Here is a 19,309-nt window from a genome sequence, read left to right on the forward strand (position 1 = left end):
TGTCGAGGGCACCGCCGTGTTCTCGCGACTTTTGTACAGAGCCGCGCATGCTCACCACCTTGCTGAAACCGACCGCGGGCACGGCGACCGTCGGCGGGCACGACCTGCTCACCGACGCGGCGGGGGTGCGCCGCAACATCGGGTACGTCGCGCAGGGCGGCGGCACCGCGCCCGAAGTGCGCGTGGACGAGGAACTGGAGCTGCAGGGCAGGCTGTACCGGATGAGCAAGGCCGACGCGATCGCGCGCGCCAAGGTGCTCACCGAGCAGCTCGACCTGACCGGCCTCGGCCAGCGGGCCACGAAGACGCTGTCCGGGGGTCAGCGGCGCAGGCTCGACATCGCGCTGGGGCTGATCCATTCGCCGGGACTGGTGTTCCTGGACGAGCCGTCCACCGGGCTCGACCCGCAGAGCCGGGCGAACCTGTGGGAGCACATCCGGCGGTTGCGCGCGGAACAGGGCGTCACGATCTTCCTGACCACCCACTATCTCGACGAGGCGGACGCGCTGGCCGACCGGCTGATCGTGATCGACGACGGCCGGATCGTCGCCGAGGGCCATCCGGACGCGCTGAAGGAGCAAGTCTCCGGCGACGGCGTGGCGATCGAGGTGGATCCGCGCTCCGCCGAAGCCGCCGCGGACCTGGCCCGGCAGCTGCCCGGCGCGCACGAGTTCACCGTGCGCGAGGGGTCGATCCGGTTCCGGGTGCCGCGCGGCGACACCGCGATGCCGGAGCTGCTGCGCGCGCTCGACGCCAAGGAGATCCCGACCAGCTCGATGCAGGTCACGAGGCCGACCTTGGACGACGTATTCCTTACTCTCACCGGCCGGTCGCTGCGCGAAGCCGAGCAGCCCGCGCCGGCGGAACCGGAGGTGTCCGGTGTGGCATGACACCTGGCTGATCTTCCGCCGCGACATGTTGGGCGCCCTGCGGAACCCGGCCTGGCTGCTGATCGGCCTCGCCCAGCCGCTGCTGTATTTGTTCTTCTTCGGCCCGCTGCTGGTGAAGTCGCTCGGGGCGCAGGGGATGTCCGAGGTCGACGGCTGGATGGTGCTCACGCCCGCGCTGATCGCGCAGCTGGCGCTGTTCGGCAGTTCGTTCGTGGGCTTCGGGCTGCTGGCCGAGTTCCGGTCCGGCGTGGTCGAACGGCTGCGCGTCACCCCGGTGCACCGGTCCGCGCTGCTGCTCGGGAAGGTGCTGGCGAACGCGTTGCAGGCGGCCGTGCAGGCGGTGCTGATCATCCTGCTCGCCTACCTGGTGTTCGATCTGAACGCACCGTTCGCCGGCGTGTTGCTGAGCCTGCTGATCGTGTTCCTGCTCGCGCTCACGCTGGCGTCCTGCTCCTACGCGCTGGCGCTCACGCTCAAGAGCGAGGAGGCGTTCCCGGCGCTGCTCAACGCGGTGCTGATGCCGTTGCTGCTGCTGTCCGGCATCCTCATCCCGATCACGTCCGGGCTGGCCCCGAAGTGGCTGTACACGATCTCGCAGATCAACCCGTTCCGGCACGTGGTCGACGTGGAGCGCAACAGCTTCCGCGGCGACTTCTCGATGGGCGCGCTGTTCACCGGCAGCGTGGTCGTGCTGGTCATGGCCGTTTTGGCCGTGTGGTGGGGAACGCGCACCTTCCAGCGGGAAAACGCCTGATCAATCCCTATCGACACGCCGGGAAAGGTCACCCCGCTCCGGAACCGCGGACGTAGGGTGGCCTTTCACCCGTCGTGGGGCTGGTCAGGGGTGCTAGGTGGCGGAACCGGAGAGCGGGCGCGGACTCACGCTCACTCATCGCGAGCAGGTGCTCGATTGGGCGGCGGTGCGCGGCGCCGACGTGCGGTTCGCCTCGGTCACGATCAGCGAAAACGTCAATTGGAGCGATCCGGGCGCGGAGCGGACGCTGGCCGCGGCTCAGCACGCGGGCATCCACACCGGGGCCCGGCATTACGCACGGCCTGGCGCGGTGCACGACCAGGCCGACCATTTCGTCCGGACGGCAAGCAGGCTCGGCGCGTTCGCGCCCGGGTCGCTCGCCCCCGCGCTCGAGGTGGACGCGCAGAGCGTCGACGACCGGTTCGTGAAGGCGTGGATCAAGCACGTGCGGCACGCCGCGCGGATCCGCCGGGTGCTCGTGTACGCCGGGCACGACTGCTGGGCGCATCGCCTGCACCCGGACCGCTGGGCCGATTCCGACGTCGTGCTGTGGCTCGTGCGGCACAACGGCATTCCCGGGCGGCCCGGCTGGTTCCATTCGCGGCTCGGGCTGCACCAGCACGCCTTCACGTCAGGAGTGCCGGGTGTCTGCGGTCCGGTCGCCCAGGACGCGGTGGTCTATCCGTTCGCGCTGTCCGATGTGCTGCTCTGATCACCTTTTCCGCTGGTCATCGCCGGTTTCCGGCACAATGGCGCGATGCGTTTCCAGCGGCTGCGGACCGACCTGACGCCTTCGCGGGCGCTTGTTCTGCTGTCCGCGTACGCGCGGGCGCACGGTCTGCCCGAGCCCGCCGCGGTGTGCGGGGACTGGTTCGGGTCGCGGGCGGTGGTGGCACCGTTCGTGGCGGTGACTCCCCGTCCGTTCCCGTCGGATTTTTCGGTGTCGGGTCCTTCCGAGCGCATCGGCGGTGGGTGGTTCGGTTTTCTGGCTTACGACCCGGCGGATCCGTCCGGACGTTCGACCGGGGTTCCCGCGTCGGCCTGGGGCTGGGCGGATCACGTGCTGCGCTGGGACGCGGCGGGCGGGTGCTGGTTCGAGTCGCTCGAAGGGGACGCCGACGCGCAGCTTGCCGTGATTGAGCGGGCGCTGGCTGGTTCGGCGGAGTTCGCGTGGTCCGCTAGTGCGTTGGACCGGCCGTCTGGGCACGAGCTGGCGGTGAAGGCGTGCGTCCACGAGATTGAAGCGGGCGAACTGTTCCAGGCGAACATCTGCTCGCGGTTCACCGGGACGTTCGAGGGATCGCCCGCCGCGCTGTTCGCGGAAGGAGTGCGACGGCTGGCTCCGCGACGGGCGGCTTACGTCACCGGTGAATGGGGTTCGGTGGTTTCGCTGTCGCCGGAACTGTTTGTGGAACGCCACGGCCGCCGCGTGCGGTCGTCGCCGATCAAGGGCACGCTGCCCCGCCGCGGTCCGGCGGACGACGGCAACGCGCTGCGGTTGCGGCAGTCGGCGAAGGACGTCGCGGAGAACGTGATGATCACCGACCTGGTGCGCAACGACCTGGGCCGGGTGTGCGAGGTCGGCAGCGTCGTGGTGCCGGAACTGCTCGCGGTGCGTCCGGCTCCGGGGGTATGGCATCTGGCGTCCACTGTGGAGGGTGTGCTGGCGGACGGCGTGACCGACGCCGAGCTCCTGGCGGCGACATTCCCTCCGGGTTCCGTCACCGGCGCGCCGAAAATCCGGGCTCTGGAACTGATCGCCGAACTGGAACCGGCCGCGCGCGGCGTGTACACCGGCGCGGTCGGGATGGTGTCGCCGCTGGCGGGGCTGGAGCTGAACGTGGCGATCCGGACGTTCGAGATCGCCGGGGACCGGATCGCGCTCGGGGTCGGCGGCGGGATCACCGCGGATTCGGACAGCGCCGCGGAATGGCAGGAATGCCTGCACAAAGCGGCACCGTTGGAGGAACTGCTGGCCAACCCTCGTGAGTGTTGATCACGGTGAGAACCGTGATCAACACTCACGAGGGTTATCGGCGCGGGTCGAGCAGCAGCTTGCCCGTCGTGCCGCGGGAACGCAGCGCCTCGTGTGCCTTCCGCGCGTCCGCCAAGGCGTACTCGCCGCCCGCGATCGCGCGGAGCTTCCCGTCCTGCACCATCGCGAACAGCTCGCTGAGCGCGGTGCCGAAAACGTTGCCCGGCAGGCGGAACACATGCGGCAGCCACATCCCGGCGACGGTCGTGCTGTGGCCGAGAAGATTGCGCAGCTCGATCGGCTTCGGCGACCGCCGGCCGGCCATCCCGTAGAACACCAGACGGCCGAACGGGGCGAGCGCGGCGATGCTCTGGTCGGTCGTCGGGCCGCCGACCATGTCGAGGACGACGTCGACCCGCTTGCCGTCGTTGGCTTCCCGGAGCACCTCGGTCATGTTCTCCGCGCGGGAATCGACCGCGACGTCCGCGCCGAGTTCGATCGCCAGCGCGCGCTTTTCCTCGCTGCTCGCGGTCGCGATGACCCGGCCCGCGCCCCACGCGTTCGCGAGCTGCACCGCGATCGACCCGACCCCGCCCGCCGCGGCGTGCACGACCACGGACTCGCCGGGTTCGAGGTGAGCGTTCTTGCGCAGCATGATCCACGCGGTCGCGCCCTGGACCAGCATCGAGAGCGCGTTCAGATCGTCGACGCCGTCCGGCACCGGGAACGTCATGGCCTCGTCGGCCGCGACGCGCTCGGCGTAACCGCCGCCGTCATTGAGCAGCGCGACCACCCGCTTGCCGTCCGCCGTGCGGCCGACGACCTCGCCGCCCGGCACCAGCGGCAGTTTGCTCGGGGCGAGATACGAGTTCTCCGCCTGATGCGTGTCCGCGTAATTCAGCCCGACGCGGTCGACCTCGATCAGCACCTGCCCCGGCCCGGCCACCGGATCGGGCAGCTCGACCGGCTTCAGCACCTCGGGACCGCCGAACTCGGTCACCTGCACAGCACGCATCTCCGCGGCTCCTCTCGCTCTCGGTGAGACATCCTGCCACATGTCTCATTCCTGCGACACTCTCTGCTAACGTCTCACCCATCGACACGCCACTGTCCGCCCGCGCCTCGCGACCCGACGCCGTCGCGGCCTTCCGTCTTGCCCGCGCCCGGTTCCTCGCCGGAGACCGCGTCGACATGCGAGACCTGGCCGGCGACCTCGGCGTCAGCCGCGCGACCCTGCACCGCTGGGTCGGCAGCCGAGACCACCTCCTGAGCGAAATCCTGTGGGCGGAAACGGCGGCGGTGCTGGATAACGTGAGTTATGCGGGCCGCGGCGGGGACGGCATCGCGGAAGCGATCGGGGCGTTCGTGCGCACGGTCAACGCGTCCCCGCCGTTCCGCGCGTTTTTGCGGCGGGAGCCGGAGCGCGCACTGAGGTTGTTGACGACCAAGGCGAGTTTGGTGCAGTCGCGCACCATTGAGAAGGTGTCCGCGCTGCTGTCGGACGAGCTCGCAGCGGGCCGATTGGAGTCGCCGCTGCCGGTGACGGATCTGGCGTACCTGCTGGTGCGGGTCGGCGAGTCGTTTATTTACACGGACGCGATCACCGGGGAAGAGCCCGACGCGGAAAAGGCTTTGGTGGCAGCGAAAATGCTTCTCCGCGGCGGGAGTGCCTACTAGAGACGGGTGTTCGCTCCAGGCCGTCCTCTGCGAACACCACGTGGCCGCAGACACCCCCGAAGCTGACTCACTTCCGTGCCGCAAGCACCGCCGCGTAAAGCTCCTTTGTGGACACCCCCGCCGCACCGGCCACCTCGGCCGCCACCGTTTTCAGCCGCTCCCCCGAGGCGACCCGGTCCGCCACCTCCGGCACCAGGTCCGATACCTCCACCTGCCGAGGCGTCGCGCCCTCCAGCACCACCGTGATCTCGCCGCGCACCCCGTCCGCCGCCCACTCCGCCAGCTCCGCAAGGGTGCCGCGTTTGACCTCTTCGTACGTCTTCGTCAGCTCCCGGCACACCGCGGCCCGCCGCGACTCGCCCAACGCGGCAGCGGCGTCCGAGAGCAGCGAAGCCACCCGATGCGGCGACTCGAAGAACACCACCGTCCGGCGCTCCGCAGCCAGTTCCGCCAGCCACTTCGTCCGCTCGCCAGGCTTGCGCGGCGCGAAGCCCTCGAAGCAGAACCGGTCGCACGGCAGCCCGGACAGCGCGAGCGCCGTCGTCACCGCCGACGGGCCGGGAAGGCAGGTGACCGGCAGGGCCTCCTCGACGCACGCGGCCACGAGCCGGAAGCCCGGATCGGACACACTCGGCATCCCGGCATCGGTCACCACCAGCACGGTCTCACCGTCGCGCAGCGCCTCCAGCAGCTTCGGCAGCCGGGCAGTCTCGACGTCCTCGTAGAAGCTCACCACCCGGCCGGAAGGCGACACGCCGAGCGCGGAGGCGAGGGTGCGCAGGCGCCGCGTGTCCTCGGCCGCGATCACATTCGCCGAGCCCAGCGCCTCGATCAGCCGGGCGGACGCGTCGCCGGGATCGCCCAGCGGGGTGGCGGCGAGGACGAGCCGTCCGGACGCAGAAGTCATGGCAGTCAGCCTAACCAGACGCCACCGGTGGATCAGGCCGTACTATCGGGCCCCGTGACCGCGCTGCTGACCCGTGCCGACGACGAGAGCGTGCGGCCGGACCCGGTCGACGCGCGCCGTCCCCCGACCGACCGCGAAGCCACCCTGCTCGGCCGGGCGATGCCCGCCGACCGGCTGCGCGGCTGGATCGTCACGATCGTGCTGACCGTGATCGGCGGCGTCGTCCGGATGCAGAATCTGGGCTTTCCCACTGACCACCTCAGTCCCGTCTTCGACGAGAAGCACTACGTGCCCCAGGCCGCGCAGATGCTGCGCAACGGCGGGTACGAGGACAACGCCGGGTACGAGCTGATCGTGCACCCGCCGCTGGCCAAGGACTTCATCGCGCTGGGCGAGTGGCTGTTCGGCTACAACGGCTGGGGCTGGCGGTTCATGTCGGCGGTGGCCGGCACGCTGATCGTGCTGCTCACCGTGCGCGTCGCGCGCCGGCTGACCCGCTCTACGCTGCTCGGCGGCATCGCGGGCGTGCTGGTGATCTGCGACGGTGTGCTGCACCTGCAGTCGCGGATGGGGATGCTCGACATCTTCATCGCGTTCTTCGTGCTCGCCGCGTTCGCCTGCGTGCTCTGCGACCGCGACCAGGTGCGGCAACGGATGGCCGTAGCGGTGCGCGAGGGCTGGGTCAACGAGTCGCCGTGGGGACCGAAGCTCGGCTTCCGCTGGTGGCGGTTCGCGGCCGGGCTGATGATCGGCCTGACCTTCGGCGTCAAATGGTCGGCGCTGTACTACATCGCGGCGTTCGGCCTGCTCACCGTGTTCTTCGACGTCGCGGCCCGGCGCGCGGCGGGCGTGCAGCGGCCGTGGGTCGGCACGATCCGGCGGGACGTCGCGCCCGCGCTGTGGGCGATCCTCGTCGTGCCGGTGCTGATGTACCTGGCGGCGTACTGGGCGTGGTTCGCCAGCGAGACCGCGACGGACCGGCATTACACCGAGATCAAGAACATCGACCCGGGCATGTTCGGCTGGATCCCGCCCGCGCTGCGCTCGCTCGGCAGCTACACGGCCAACGTGCTGCATTTCCACGAAACTCTGGTGACGCCCAAGGACAATCCGCATCCGTGGGAGTCGAAGCCGTGGACGTGGCCGATGGGCCTGCGCCCGATGCTCTACTACTACGACGGCAACGTCACCGGCTGCGGCGAATCGCGCTGCCTCGGCGCGACGATGCTGATCGGCACGCCCGCGATGTGGTGGCTGGCCGTCCCGATGCTCGGCTGGGGCCTGTGGCGCTGGTTCTTCCGCGCGGACTGGCGCTACGCCGCCGTGCTCACCGGCTACTTCGCCGGCTACCTCCCCTGGTTCACCAACATCGACCGGCAGATGTACTTCTTCTACGCCACGCCGATGGCCCCGTTCCTGGTGCTCGGCCTGGTGCTCGCGCTCGGGCAGATCCTCGGCAGCGCCCAACGCGGGTTCGAGCGCCGGGGCACCGGTCTGCTCGTCGTGTCGCTCTACGTCGGGCTGGTGGTCGCGAACTTCGCCTGGCTGTGGCCGATCCTCAACGGCGTCCCGATCACGAACGACCATTGGCAGGCGGAAATGTGGCTGCCGTCGTGGCGCTGAAGTAGGCACCCGGCGGCACCCCGACCGCCCGGCGGAAGGCGGCGACGAACGCGCTGGCCGTCGCGTACCCGACCCGGTGCGCGACGGTCGTCATCGGCGTTCCTCGCGCCAGCAACGGCAACGCCGCGCGCAGCCGGGCTTGCGTGCGCCAGGTGCCGAACGTCATCCGGCAGTCGCGGACGAACGCGCGGGCCAGCGTCCGCTCGCTCGCGCCGACGTCCCGGCCCAGCTCGGCCAGGCCGCGCGAGTCGGCGGGGTCGGCGAGCACCGCGTCGGCGACGTCCCGGGCTCGGGGGTCGGCGGGTGTGGGGACCACGATCGGCGCGACGTCCATCGGCTCCAGCAGGTCGAACGCGACCGCTTCGGCGCGGCGGCGGGCGTCGTCGCTGATGCCGTCCGCGGACAGGTGCTCGAGCAGTTCCCGCAGCAGCGGCCGGACAAGGACGATTCGCGGGGACGGCCAGTCGACCGGGCACTGCTCCGGATCGGCGTAGATACCGCGCAGTTCGACGTTCCCGGCCGCGCCGGTGCGATGGCGGACGCCGGCCGGGATCCAGAGCGCGCGCGTGGACGGCAGCACCCACTGCGCGTCGCCGACCATCACCGCGGCGACCCCGCTCGCGGCCCACACCAGCTGATGCGCCGGATGTTCGTGCCAGGGGAACCAGGCTCCGGCCGCGATCGGGAGGTCGCCGAGCAGCATCGCGCCGGTTTGACCGTACTGCGACATGACGTGACAGCCTATCGTCTTCCAGTCAGCGCGGCGTCTCCCTAGCGTCGAGGCCATGCCGATGAACCTGATGCACCGCAAGCTCTGCAGCTCGGAGAAGTGGGCCGCCGCGGTGGCCGAGGTGCTGCCGGACTGGCTCGCCCGGTTCGAACTGGGCGACGACGTGCTCGAAATCGGGCCTGGTTTCGGGGCGACCACGCGGGTGCTGGTCGACGCTCTCCCTCGGGTGACCGCTCTGGAAATCGACCCGGCGTCGACCCGGCTGCTGCGGGAGAAATACGGCGACCGGGCCGGCATCGTCGAGGGCAGCGGCGCGGAAATGCCGTTCGAGGACGGCCGGTTTTCCGCGGTCGTGTGCTTCACGATGCTGCACCACGTGCCGACCGACGACCTGCAGGACCGGATCTTCGCCGAGGCGTTCCGGGTGCTGCGGCCCGGCGGCGCCTACTGCGGCGTGGACAGTCAGCTCAGCTTCGGATTCCGGCTGCTGCACCTCGGGGACACGATGAACGTCCTCGACGCGGACACCCTGCCCAGCCGGTTGGCGGCGGCCGGGTTCGAGCAGGTGCGCGTGGGGACGGAGCGGAAGCGGCTGGAGTTTTCCGCCGTGAAGCCTTCGTGAGTGCCAATCCCGGTGAGAACCGTGATCACCACTCACGAGACTCAGCGGGGTGAGCGGCGCGGCACGATCTGCGTGACCGGCCCGTCCAGCGCCTTGCCCGACCGGCTCAGCCAGCCGTCGACCTCGCGGCGCACCGAGTTCAGCGTCGGACGGCGGCGCGGCTCCGGATCGAGCGACGCAGCCAGGATCCGCGCGTGCACCGAACGCTGCGGCAGGTGCGTCACCGGATCGGCCCGGGCCGCGGCCATCAGCGCGGCCATCGGCGTCTCGCGGGTGCCGCGCGGCGGCTGGCCGGACAGCGCGTAGCTGACCGTCGCGGCGAGCTGCCAGGCGTCCGACGCCGGGCTCGCCGGGGAGCCCATCGCCTGTTCCGGTGCGACGAAATCGGGCGTGCCGATCATCATCCCGGTGGCGGTCATCTTGGAATCGCCCTGGCTGCGGGCGATGCCGAAGTCGATGAGGTGCGCGATGCCCGCCGGGTCGAGAATGACGTTGGACGGTTTCACGTCGCGGTGCAGCACGCCCCGCTCGTGCGCGGCGACCAGCGCGCCCGCCATCGTCGACCACAGCCGGCCCGCGGCGACGTCGTCGATCGGGCCCTGTGCGTCGACCACCTCGGCGAGCGGGCGGCCCTGCAGGTACTCCATCACGAGCGCGAGCCCGTCCGGCTCCTCGACCAGGTCGTACACGCGAACGCAGTTGGGGTGGTTCACCACGGCCAGCGCCCGCGCCTCGCGCTGCATGCGCTCCTCGGTGTCGCGGTCGGGCGCGTGCGCGATCTTGAGCGCGACGGTGCGGTTGAGCTGCGTGTCGACGGCTTCCCAGACCGTGCCGAACCCGCCGTGCCCGAGCTGGCGGACGCGCCGGTACCGGCTGCTTCCCGCGTTGCGCGAACCGGGCGGCGGCGGGATCGCGCCGGGCGCGGCGGCCAGCATCCCGGCGGGCGGCGGCTCCGGAGCGGACGCGAGCGCAGTGGCGGGGTACGGCTTGTTCTGCGGCGGCGGAGGCGGCGGCAACGGCTCCCGGCGCGACGGCGGCGGCACGGCGGGCGGTTCGTCGCGGCGCGGCTCCGGCCGGTTGATCACCGACCACGGAGGCGGGCCGACCAGCGCGACCGGGATCAGCCCCAGGACGCTGAACGGCAGGAATCCGAGCCAGAAGTGCACGGCGGTGTTGGCCGACATGCCCGCGGTCGCGACCGCCATGACCACGAAGGGAATCCAGAAGAACCGCGACGGCCACTTGGGCCCGCGGCGGAATGCGGTGCGTGCCTGCAGCATCACGAACAGCAGCGAACCGACCGGCAGCACGGTGAAGGCGAGCAGGTAAAGCACGTAGGCGAGCTTGAGGCCGCGCGGGTAGAAGAGCGTCTCGAAGACGTTCGACCCGCCGCCGAGGTAGGTCTTCTGCGTGCCGATGAACGAGCAGTAGTTCGTGCTCAGCGAGGCCCCGCCGGACAGTCCGCTCGCCTGGCCCGCGTTGGCCGCGCGGAAGGTTTCCGAGATGCCCGACGCCATCAGCCACGGCAGCACCAGCACGCTGATCACGCCGATGAGCCCGAACACGGTGAGCGTGGTCGTGTCGTACCGGTTGCCGGTCCCCTTGCGCACGATCGCCACGATCAGCGCACCGGCCGCCGGGAAGAGCGCGACGAGCGCACCCGCTGTGGTCGTCGCCCACACCCAGTCGCCCGGGCAGAACCCCGGGCCGAACAAGGTGTGCGCGAACGAGAGCAGCGCGCTCGCGATTCCGCTCACCGGCTGGTTCCCCTCACTGTCAGTGTTGCCCATGTGCCGCTGCGCGGCCGATCCCCACGGTCCAGCTTAGGACGCACGCGGCCTCCGCGGGGTTGCCGGGTCGCGCCGGGAACGTGATCCACTGCATCGATCTTGCCGGGCCGACGATCTCCGCTGGCCGCACCCGACTCGATCAACTCGCCCGTGCGGCGGCGCTCCCCGCGCTACGTTCCGCGTCCGCACGAACACAGTCCCGCGTGGTGATGCCTGGGGAGGGTCACGTCCTGCCGGCGACCAGTACGCCTGCTGCGCCTCGCCTCGATCACCAGCCTGCCGGAAGCCGTCGCGCCGAGCAGGTCGGGCAGGTGCGGCCCCGCTGACCTGCGACCAGCCGCGGGAAAGGCCATCATGAGGGCAGATTCGGCCGTCAGACGTCAAAGGAGACCTCGTGGGCGCGTACACGGAGACGTATCGGCGCAGCCTGGACGACCCGGAGCACTTCTGGCTCGAAGCCGCCCGGGCGATCGACTGGACCAAGCGGCCCACCCGCGCGCTCGATTCGTCCGCCGCGCCGTTCTACCGCTGGTATCCCGACGGCGAGCTGAACACCTCCTACAACGCGCTCGACCGGCACGCCGACGGCGGCCGCGGCTCGCAGGACGCGCTGATCTGGGACTCGCCGGTCACCGGGCGCAAACGCCGCTACACCTACTCCGAGCTGCGGGACGAGGTCGCGACCTTCGCCGGCGCGCTCGCGTCGCTCGGCGTCACCCGCGGTGATCGCGTGATCCTCTACCTGCCGATGATTCCGCAGGCCGTCATCGCGATGCTCGCCTGCGCGCGGATCGGCGCGGTGCACTCCGTGGTGTTCGGCGGGTTCGCCCCGAAGGAGCTGGCCGCGCGGATCGAAGACGCGAAGCCGAAGCTGATCCTCGCCGCGTCGTGCGGGATCGAGCCGACGCGGATCGTCGAGTACAAGCCGATCATCGACGCCGCTCTCGAGACCACCGAACACCAGCCGGAGCACGTCGTGGTGTTCCAGCGCGAGCAGGCACGCGCGGAGCTTTCCGGCACCGACCTCGACTGGTCCGACCTCGTCGCCGACGCCGACCCGGCGGATCCGGTTCCGGTGAAGGCGACCGACCCGCTGTACATCCTCTACACGTCCGGCACGACCGGGCGGCCGAAGGGCGTGGTCCGCGACACGGGCGGGCACGCGGTCGCGCTGGCGTGGTCGATGGGCGCGCTGTACGACATCCACGCCGGGGACGTGTGGTGGACGGCCTCCGACGTCGGCTGGGTCGTCGGGCATTCGTACATCGTCTACGCGCCGCTGCTGATCGGCGCGACAACTGTGCTGTACGAGGGGAAACCCGTCGGAACTCCGGACGCCGGCGCGTTCTGGCGGGTCATCTCCGAGCACGGCGTGCAGGCGCTCTTCACCGCGCCGACGGCGTTGCGCGCGGTGAAGAAGGTGGACCCGGACGCGGACGAGCTCAAAAAGTACGACCTGTCCCAGTTCCGCACCCTGTTCATGGCGGGCGAGCGGCTCGACCCGGAGACCTACCACTGGGCGCACGACATCCTCGGCACGCCGGTCGTCGACCACTGGTGGCAGACCGAAACCGGCTGGCCGATCGCGGCCAATCCGCGCGGTCTCGAACCGATGCCGGTCAAACCCGGGTCGGCGACGAAGCCGGTGCCCGGCTGGGACGTGCGCATTCTCGACCAGGCGGGCGAGGAGCTTCCGGCTGGCCGCGAGGGTGCGATCACGCTGAAACTGCCGCTGCCGCCGGGTTCGCTGCCGACGCTGTGGGGCGACGACGAGCGCTACCGCGAGGCGTACCTGTCGCGCTACCCCGGCTATTACCTGACCGGCGACTCGGGCTACCTCGACGAGGACGGTTACCTCTTCGTCATGGGCCGCACCGACGACGTGATCAACGTGGCCGGGCACCGGCTGTCGACCGGGTCGATGGAGGCGGTGCTGGCGTCGCATCCAGCGGTCGCGGAGTGTGCGGTCATCGGGGTCGCGGACCAGCTGAAGGGGCAGGTGCCGCGTGGTTTCGTGGTGCTGAAGTCCGGTGTGGACGTGCCCGAGGACCAGCTCCGGGACGAGCTGGTCGCGCTGGTTCGCCGGGACATCGGGCCGGTGGCGGCGTTCCGGGACGTCTCGGTGGTCAGCGCGCTCCCGAAGACGCGTTCGGGGAAGATCCTGCGCAAGACGATGCGCGGTATCGCGGACGGCCGCGACGAGGCGGTTCCGTCGACGATCGAGGATCCGTCGGTGCTCGACGCGCTGCGGGCGATCCTGCGGCCCTGAGCATCCCGGCGAACGGGACACGCATCGCCGGCCGACCCTTTCGGGCGTTGTCAGCGGCACCGCAGTGGTCTATACCTCTTGAGGTCCGCCTTCTCCGCGACGCGACCGGAGGTATGCCGTGAGGAAGACCCTGTCCAGGGCCGTGCTTGGGGTGGCTGTGCTCGGGCTCGCCGCGGTGGGAGCGCCCGGGCCGGCCACGGCGAGTCCGGCGGCCGGCGAACGGCAGGTCACCGATCTCGTGCCGGTGCCGGTGCACGCTGTGGCGAAGGCGGACACCTTCCGGCTCACGCCGCTGACCGTGATCCGAGCCGGGCGCGGCGCCGGTGACGTCGCCGCGTACCTGCGCGGCTTGCTGCGGCCCGCGACCGGATTCCCGCTGCCGGTCGTCCCGGCGAGCCCGGGGCTGTCCGCGATCTCGCTCGACCTCGGCCACGCCGACCCGCGCGTCGGCGACGAGGGATACCAGCTCGACGTCACGAAGAACGACGTCCGGCTGCGCGCCAACACCGCCGCCGGACTGTTCGAGGGCGTCCAGTCGCTGCGGCAGCTGCTGCCGTCGGCGATCGAGGCGAAGACCGTGCAGCACCGCACGTGGACGATCTCCGGCGGCAGCGTGCTCGACTACCCGCGCTTCGCCCACCGCGGCGCGATGCTCGACGTCGCGCGGCATTTCTTCACGCCCGCGCAGGTGAAGAAGTACATCGACCAGATCGTCCAGTACAAGGTCAACACGCTGCACTTGCATCTCAGCGACGACCAGGGTTGGCGCATCGAAATCAAGAGCTGGCCGCGGCTGGCGACCGAAGGCGGCAAAACCGCGGCGTACGGCGACCCGGGCGGCTACTACACGCAGGAGCAGTACCGCGACATCGTCGCGTACGCCGCGAGCCGACACCTGACGGTCGTGCCGGAAATCGACATGCCCGGACACACGAACGCGGCGCAGTCGGTGTACGCGGAGCTGAACTGCGACGGCGAGGCAGTCCCGCCGCGCACGGACATCGAGGTCGGGTACAGCTCGCTGTGCATCAATTCGCCCACCACGTACCGATTCGTGGAAGACGTGATCCGCGAGCTCGCCGCGATCACCCCCGGCAAATACCTCGGCATCGGCGGCGACGAAGCGCATTCGACGTCCGCCGCGGACTACAAAACCTTCTACGAGAAGGTAAGCCCGATGGTCGCCAAGTACGGCAAGCTGATCACCGGCTGGCACGAAATCGCGAAGACGCCGTTGCCGACGTCCGCCGTGCCGCAGTACTGGGACCAGGGCGGCCCGAACGCGGACGTGGCCGCCGCCGCGGCACGCGGGAACAAGTTCGTCATGTCTCCCGCCAATCACGCCTATCTCGACATGAAGTACACGGAATCGACGAAACTGGGCCAGGATTGGGCTGGCCTGGTCGAAGTCCGCGACGCGTACGAATGGGACCCGGCGACGCTCGTTCCCGGCGTCGGGGAGAAGTCGGTCGCCGGGGTCGAAGCTCCACTGTGGACGGAAACCATCCGGACCAGCGACGACATCGAGTACATGGCCTTCCCGCGCCTGCCCGGCATCGCGGAGATCGGCTGGTCGCCTAAGTCGGCCCGGGCCTGGGACGGCTACCGGCAGCGCATCGCCAAGCAAGCACCGCGCTGGGAAGCGCAGGGAATCGACTTCTACCGCTCACCGCAGGTCGACTGGAGGTAGCTCCCGCGTGCGGTCCACTTTGGACTGAATCATCGCCAGATAGGTCTTCGGCAGCGCGGTGCTGGCCAGCACCCGCTCGGCCAGCTCCCGGACGTCCTGCTGCGCGTAGTTCGCCGAGGACGCGAGGAACGCCTCGCTGACGGTCGGCTCCTCGGCCCGTTCGATCAGGTCGAGGGGCCCGGCGGTCGGGACCGTGCCCGGCCGCAGCACGCGCAGGTACCAGCCGCACCGGCCGGTGCTGATCATCGCGGGCACGACGTCCTTGCGGCCGGTGCGCATGGCCAGCTTGAAGCACGGGTTGCGCGGTTGCGAGACCTGCACGATCGCGTCGCCCCACGCCCAGACGTCGCCGATCCGGGTCTCGTCCTCCAGCATGCCCCGCACGGAAAGGTTCTCGCCGAAATCGCCGTGCGCGACGTCGTAGCCCTCGCCGGTCCAGGACGGATAGTGCTCGGCCGGGTAGACGTAGACGGCCTTGTCCGGACCGCCGTGCACGGTGAGGTCGGCTTGCCGGTCGCCGTTCAGGTTGAGCTCGGACAGCGCCAGTTCCGGTGCGTCGACCCGGGTTTTGCGGATGGCGCTCAGGACCGGCGTGTCCCGTCGAAGACCGAGCACCGCGGGTTCTCCGACGTAGACTTCGTTCAGCGACAGCATGGCTCCGAACCTAGCAAGAGCGGGACGGCGTTTCCCCCGGTTTTCCCGGCGGCGGAGCCTGGACGAGCGTCGTCAGCACCGCGGTGAACCGGGTCAGCGCCGGCGGCAGGGATCGTCCGGCCATCGTCTGTACCTGCGCCTCCCGCTTCCGGAAGACCGGGTTGTCCACGAGCACGTACGCGACGCCCTCCGCGGCCGCGTCCTCGTGCGGGTCGCCGAGGCCGCCGACCAGCGCGATGCCGCCGCCGCGCCGGACGAACTCGTACTGCGGGGCCAGTTCGCCGCACTCCAGGACCCCGTTCACCGTCCGGTCCTCGATGCGCAGGGCGATGTCCAGCAGCTCCCGCAGGCTTTGCCCGGGGACGGGCAGCGCGATCGGGTGCTCGCACAGGTCGGCCACGCTCAGCCGGTCGCGACCGGCCAGCGGATGGCCGATCGGCACGATCGCGTACACCGGCACCACCACCGCGCTTTCCACCCGCACGCCGCGCTGCAAACCGGTCGCGTAGGTCACCGCGACGTCCGCCGAACCCTCCAGCACCCGGCGGGTCGCCTCCTCGCGGCCGACGACTTCGAGGCGGAACGCCACTTCGGGATGGTCCTCCCGGAACTGCGCCATCGCCTGCGGCACGACGCGCCGGGCGAATCCTTCAGAACACGCCACGGTCAGCGTCCGGGCCTGCCGGGCGCGGCCGGAACGCAGTTCGCCGAGCAGCGCCGCGGACTCGGCTTCGGTGCGGCGCAGGTAATCGAGCAGCAAGCTCCCGGCTTCGGTCGGCAGCATGCCGCGCGGATGCCGGACGAACAGCGGCACGCCGATCGACGTTTCGAGTTTCGCGATCTGCCTGCTGATCGCCGACGGCGCGACAGTGAGCGCGGCCGCCGCCTCGGTCACCGACCCGGTGCGGGCGACCTCGAGGAAGTAAGTCAGCCCGGCTGGCAGGAGGTGCATCGCAGCGCCCTTCGGTCTGGTTTGCCGAAATGAGAACGACAACCCGCCCAATCGGCAATGGTCAGGACGTATCGGCGCAGCTTACGCTGCCCGGACTGCTGGCACCGACTTCGGGAGAAGCGCCCGTGACACCGACCGAATTGCTCGCGAAAGCCCGGGACCAGGTGGACTCGGGCGCGTTCTTCGCCGAACTGGCCCGGATGGTCAGCTATCCGACGGTGAGCACCAGTCCGGACGGCCGGGTTGCCGTATCGGCATACCTGGACGAGGTGCTGGCTCCCGCGTTGACGACGCTCGGCTGCACGGTCGAGACCTTCCCGAACCCAGATCCGAGCGGCGGGCCGTTCCTCGTCGGCACCCGGACGGAATCGCCTGAGCTGCCGACACTGCTGTGTTACGGGCACGCCGACGTGGTCGACGGGCACGCCGGCCAGTGGAGCGAGGACCGCGACCCGTGGACGCTGACCGCGGACGGCGAGCGCTGGTACGGCCGCGGCGCCGCCGACAACAAGGGCCAGCACCTGGTCAACCTCACCGCGTTGCGGCTGGTGCTGGATCACCGCGGCGCGCTCGGGTTCAATCTGAAGTTCCTCTTCGAAACCGGCGAGGAAATCGGCTCCCCCGGGCTCGCCGACTTCGCCGCTCAGCACCGGGACCTGCTGGCCGCCGACGTGCTGATCGCCTCCGACGGCCCGCGCCTGGACGCCGCGACGCCGACGCTGTTCCTCGGCGCGCGAGGCGGAGTGCGGATCAACCTCGACGTCGACCTCCGGCCGGACGCCTACCACTCCGGCAACTGGGGCGGTCTGCTGCGCAACCCCGCCACGACGCTCGCCGGAGCGATCTCGTCCCTGGTCGACGGACACGGCCGGGTCCAGGTGCCGGAACTGCTGCCGAGCGACCTGCCGGAGACCGTGCGCGAGGCGCTCGCCGACGTGGTCGTCGCGAACACCCCGGGCGATCCGGTCCCCGACCCCGGCTGGGGCGCGCCGGGCCTGAGCGCGGCCGAACGGCTCTACGGCTGGAACACCCTGGAGGTACTCGCCTTCGGTGCGGCCGACGTGGACCGTCCGGTCAACGCGATCCCCGGCCGGGCCCGCGCGGTGCTACAACTGCGTTACGTCACCGGGACGACGCTGGACGGAATGACCGAGGCGATCGAGAAGCACCTTGCCGCGCAAGGGTTCTCGATGGTCGAGGTGAGCCTGTCGGAGAGCTATCCGGCCAGCCGGACGCCGGTCGACAACCCGTGGGTGCGGTGGGCGCAGTCCGTGCTCGCCGGCACCGGTCTCGCCACCCTGCCCAGTTTCGGCGGCGGGCTGCCGAACCACGTCTTCACTGACATTCTCGGCCTGCCCACGCTGTGGCTGCCGCACTCCTACCCGGGTTGCCTGCAACACGCGCCGGACGAACACCTGCTCGCGCCGATCGCCCGTAAAGGTCTCGTCCTCGCCACTTCGCTGTTCGACGCCCTCGGCCAGTCCGGAAAGGATGTTCGATGAGCACCTCCGCGACCAAAACCCGCAGCGGTGCCGTCACGCGCCGCGCCGTCGCCGCGGCGGTCATCGGGAACGCGCTGGAATGGTTCGACATCGCCGTCTACGCGTTGATGGCGGGCTATATCGGCAAAATGTTCTTCCCCGGCCACAATCCCGGCATCCAGCTGGTGGAGGCGTACGCCGTCTTCGGCATCACCTTCCTGATCCGGCCGCTGGGCGCGCTGGTCCTCGGCTCGTACGCCGACCGCCGCGGCCGGAGGCGCGCGCTGGTGGTGACCATCCGGCTGATGGTCGCCGGCACCTTCCTGCTGGCGATCCTGCCCGGGTACGACACGATCGGCGTGTTCGCGCCGATCGGCGTGATCGTCGCGCGGCTCCTGCAAGGGTTCGCGGCGGGCGGCGAATTCGGCGCGGCGACGTCGTTCCTGATCGAGCACGACGACCGGCGCAAGGGCTTCCTCGGCAGTTTCCAGTTCGCCAGCCAGGGTTTGGCGACGCTGCTGTCGTCGGCGTTCGCCGCCGGGCTGACCGCGCTGCTGCCCGCGGCCGAGATGACGTCGTGGGGCTGGCGGGTCCCGTTCGTGTTCGGCCTGCTGGTCGGCCCGGTCGGCTACTACCTGCGCCGGCACGTCGACGAAGCTCCTCGCCCGAAGGAGGACCGGCCGGAGTCCGCGGTGCGCGAGGTGTTCCGCCGGAATTGGGGCGGACTGCTGATCGCCGGCGGTGCGCTGGTGGTGTCGACGTCGCTGAACTTCATCCTGCAGTCGCTGCCCGCGTTCGCGATCAAGAATCTCGGGCTGAACGCGTCGGCCTCGTTCGCCGCGCTGCTGATCACTTCGGTGCTGCTCACGCTGGTGCCGCCGGTGGCCGGGCTGATGTCGGACCGTTACGGGCGGATCCGGATGATGGCCGTCGCGGCGACGGTGATCGGGATTTCCGTGGTGCCGCTGTACGTGTGGGTCACGTCGGCACGATCGTTCGCCGTGCTGGCCGTCGCGATGGCCGTGCTCGGCTTGCTGAAAGCGGTCTACTTCGGACCGTTGCCCGCGGTGATGGCGGACGCGTTCCCGGCGCGGACGCGAGCGACCGGTCTGGCCTTCAGCTACAACACGGCGGTCGGCGTCTTCGGCGGATTCACCCCGGCGATCGCCACCGCGCTGGTCACCACCACCGGCTCGCCGGTTTCGCCGGGCTACTACCTGGTGGCGACCGCCGCGGTGAGCCTCGCCGCGTTGTTCGCCGCTCACCGGACCCGCGGGATCCGGTGAGCGGCCGGC

At 70.4% G+C, this 19,309-nt stretch carries 17 protein-coding genes; 11 read left to right on the forward strand and 6 right to left on the reverse strand.

The window, feature by feature from the left end:
- The 4 genes from H5411_RS34075 to H5411_RS34090 all read left to right on the forward strand — a co-directional run.
- A partial coding sequence (locus H5411_RS34075; RefSeq protein WP_183126165.1) for an ATP-binding cassette domain-containing protein occupies positions 1 to 890 on the forward strand: 890 nt, incomplete at its 5' end.
- Positions 880 to 1,644: an ABC transporter permease gene (locus H5411_RS34080; protein WP_101437609.1), complete on the forward strand. Its 765-nt coding sequence runs from the start codon at positions 880 to 882 to the stop codon at positions 1,642 to 1,644. The genes H5411_RS34075 and H5411_RS34080, both read left to right, overlap by 11 nt.
- A 97-nt stretch (positions 1,645 to 1,741) precedes the next feature.
- The gene (locus tag H5411_RS34085) at positions 1,742 to 2,356 is read left to right on the forward strand and encodes a glycoside hydrolase family 25 protein (protein WP_101437608.1); all 615 of its coding nucleotides are present in this window, start codon (positions 1,742 to 1,744) and stop codon (positions 2,354 to 2,356) included.
- Positions 2,357 to 2,401: 45 nt separating this feature from the next.
- A complete protein-coding gene (locus H5411_RS34090; RefSeq protein WP_101437607.1) occupies positions 2,402 to 3,640 on the forward strand; it encodes an aminodeoxychorismate synthase component I in 1,239 nt (412 codons plus the stop codon).
- 34 nt (positions 3,641 to 3,674) lie between these two features.
- Here the strand turns inward: H5411_RS34090 and H5411_RS34095 are convergent, their stop codons facing one another.
- Positions 3,675 to 4,634 (reverse strand): quinone oxidoreductase family protein, encoded by a 960-nt coding sequence (locus tag H5411_RS34095; RefSeq protein ID WP_101437606.1) that lies wholly within the window; start codon positions 4,632 to 4,634, stop codon positions 3,675 to 3,677.
- 176 nt (positions 4,635 to 4,810) lie between these two features.
- Between H5411_RS34095 and H5411_RS34100 the strand changes: the two genes are divergently transcribed.
- Positions 4,811 to 5,296, forward strand: coding sequence for a QsdR family transcriptional regulator (locus H5411_RS34100; protein WP_183126166.1), 486 nt, complete (start codon positions 4,811 to 4,813; stop codon positions 5,294 to 5,296).
- A gap of 67 nt (positions 5,297 to 5,363) precedes the next feature.
- Here the strand turns inward: H5411_RS34100 and rsmI are convergent, their stop codons facing one another.
- Entirely contained in the window at positions 5,364 to 6,203 is an 840-nt protein-coding gene (gene rsmI / locus H5411_RS34105) for a 16S rRNA (cytidine(1402)-2'-O)-methyltransferase (protein WP_183126167.1), read from the reverse strand.
- Between the two features lie 54 nt (positions 6,204 to 6,257).
- Between rsmI and H5411_RS34110 the strand changes: the two genes are divergently transcribed.
- Complete coding sequence (locus H5411_RS34110) at positions 6,258 to 7,826, forward strand: dolichyl-phosphate-mannose--protein mannosyltransferase (RefSeq protein ID WP_101437603.1); 1,569 nt, start codon at positions 6,258 to 6,260, stop codon at positions 7,824 to 7,826.
- Here the strand turns inward: H5411_RS34110 and H5411_RS34115 are convergent.
- Positions 7,777 to 8,556 carry an AraC family transcriptional regulator gene (locus tag H5411_RS34115; RefSeq protein ID WP_244194715.1) on the reverse strand — a complete coding sequence of 260 codons (780 nt, stop codon included), beginning with the start codon at positions 8,554 to 8,556 and terminating at the stop codon, positions 7,777 to 7,779. The two genes, H5411_RS34110 and H5411_RS34115, sit on opposite strands and share 50 nt — an antisense overlap.
- A 55-nt stretch (positions 8,557 to 8,611) precedes the next feature.
- Between H5411_RS34115 and H5411_RS34120 the strand changes: the two genes are divergently transcribed.
- Complete coding sequence (locus tag H5411_RS34120) at positions 8,612 to 9,178, forward strand: class I SAM-dependent methyltransferase (RefSeq protein WP_101437602.1); 567 nt, start codon at positions 8,612 to 8,614, stop codon at positions 9,176 to 9,178.
- 41 nt (positions 9,179 to 9,219) lie between these two features.
- On the opposite strand, the gene H5411_RS34125 is transcribed toward H5411_RS34120, so the two are convergent.
- Entirely contained in the window at positions 9,220 to 10,968 is a 1,749-nt protein-coding gene (locus H5411_RS34125; RefSeq protein ID WP_220817862.1) for a protein kinase domain-containing protein, read from the reverse strand.
- Between the two features lie 394 nt (positions 10,969 to 11,362).
- Between H5411_RS34125 and H5411_RS34130 the strand changes: the two genes are divergently transcribed.
- Together H5411_RS34130 and H5411_RS34135 are read left to right on the forward strand one after the other, a co-directional pair.
- Positions 11,363 to 13,237, forward strand: coding sequence for a propionyl-CoA synthetase (locus H5411_RS34130; protein ID WP_101437601.1), 1,875 nt, complete (start codon positions 11,363 to 11,365; stop codon positions 13,235 to 13,237).
- Positions 13,238 to 13,355: 118 nt separating this feature from the next.
- Entirely contained in the window at positions 13,356 to 14,927 is a 1,572-nt protein-coding gene (locus tag H5411_RS34135) for a beta-N-acetylhexosaminidase (protein WP_167441992.1), read from the forward strand.
- Here the strand turns inward: H5411_RS34135 and H5411_RS34140 are convergent.
- Positions 14,904 to 15,578: an MOSC domain-containing protein gene (locus tag H5411_RS34140; RefSeq protein WP_101441044.1), complete on the reverse strand. Its 675-nt coding sequence runs from the start codon at positions 15,576 to 15,578 to the stop codon at positions 14,904 to 14,906. The two genes, H5411_RS34135 and H5411_RS34140, sit on opposite strands and share 24 nt — an antisense overlap.
- A 13-nt stretch (positions 15,579 to 15,591) precedes the next feature.
- Positions 15,592 to 16,533: a LysR family transcriptional regulator gene (locus H5411_RS34145; RefSeq protein WP_101437600.1), complete on the reverse strand. Its 942-nt coding sequence runs from the start codon at positions 16,531 to 16,533 to the stop codon at positions 15,592 to 15,594.
- Between the two features lie 125 nt (positions 16,534 to 16,658).
- Between H5411_RS34145 and H5411_RS34150 the strand changes: the two genes are divergently transcribed.
- Together H5411_RS34150 and H5411_RS34155 are read left to right on the forward strand one after the other, a co-directional pair.
- Positions 16,659 to 18,035, forward strand: coding sequence for a M20 family metallopeptidase (locus tag H5411_RS34150; protein WP_183126168.1), 1,377 nt, complete (start codon positions 16,659 to 16,661; stop codon positions 18,033 to 18,035).
- Positions 18,032 to 19,300 carry an MFS transporter gene (locus H5411_RS34155; RefSeq protein ID WP_183126169.1) on the forward strand — a complete coding sequence of 423 codons (1,269 nt, stop codon included), beginning with the start codon at positions 18,032 to 18,034 and terminating at the stop codon, positions 19,298 to 19,300. The genes H5411_RS34150 and H5411_RS34155 overlap by 4 nt, the downstream gene beginning before the upstream one ends.
- Positions 19,301 to 19,309 lie beyond the last annotated feature (9 nt).

Origin of the sequence: Amycolatopsis echigonensis (genome assembly GCF_014174495.1) — a bacterium.
Lineage (GTDB): Bacteria > Actinomycetota > Actinomycetes > Mycobacteriales > Pseudonocardiaceae > Amycolatopsis > Amycolatopsis echigonensis.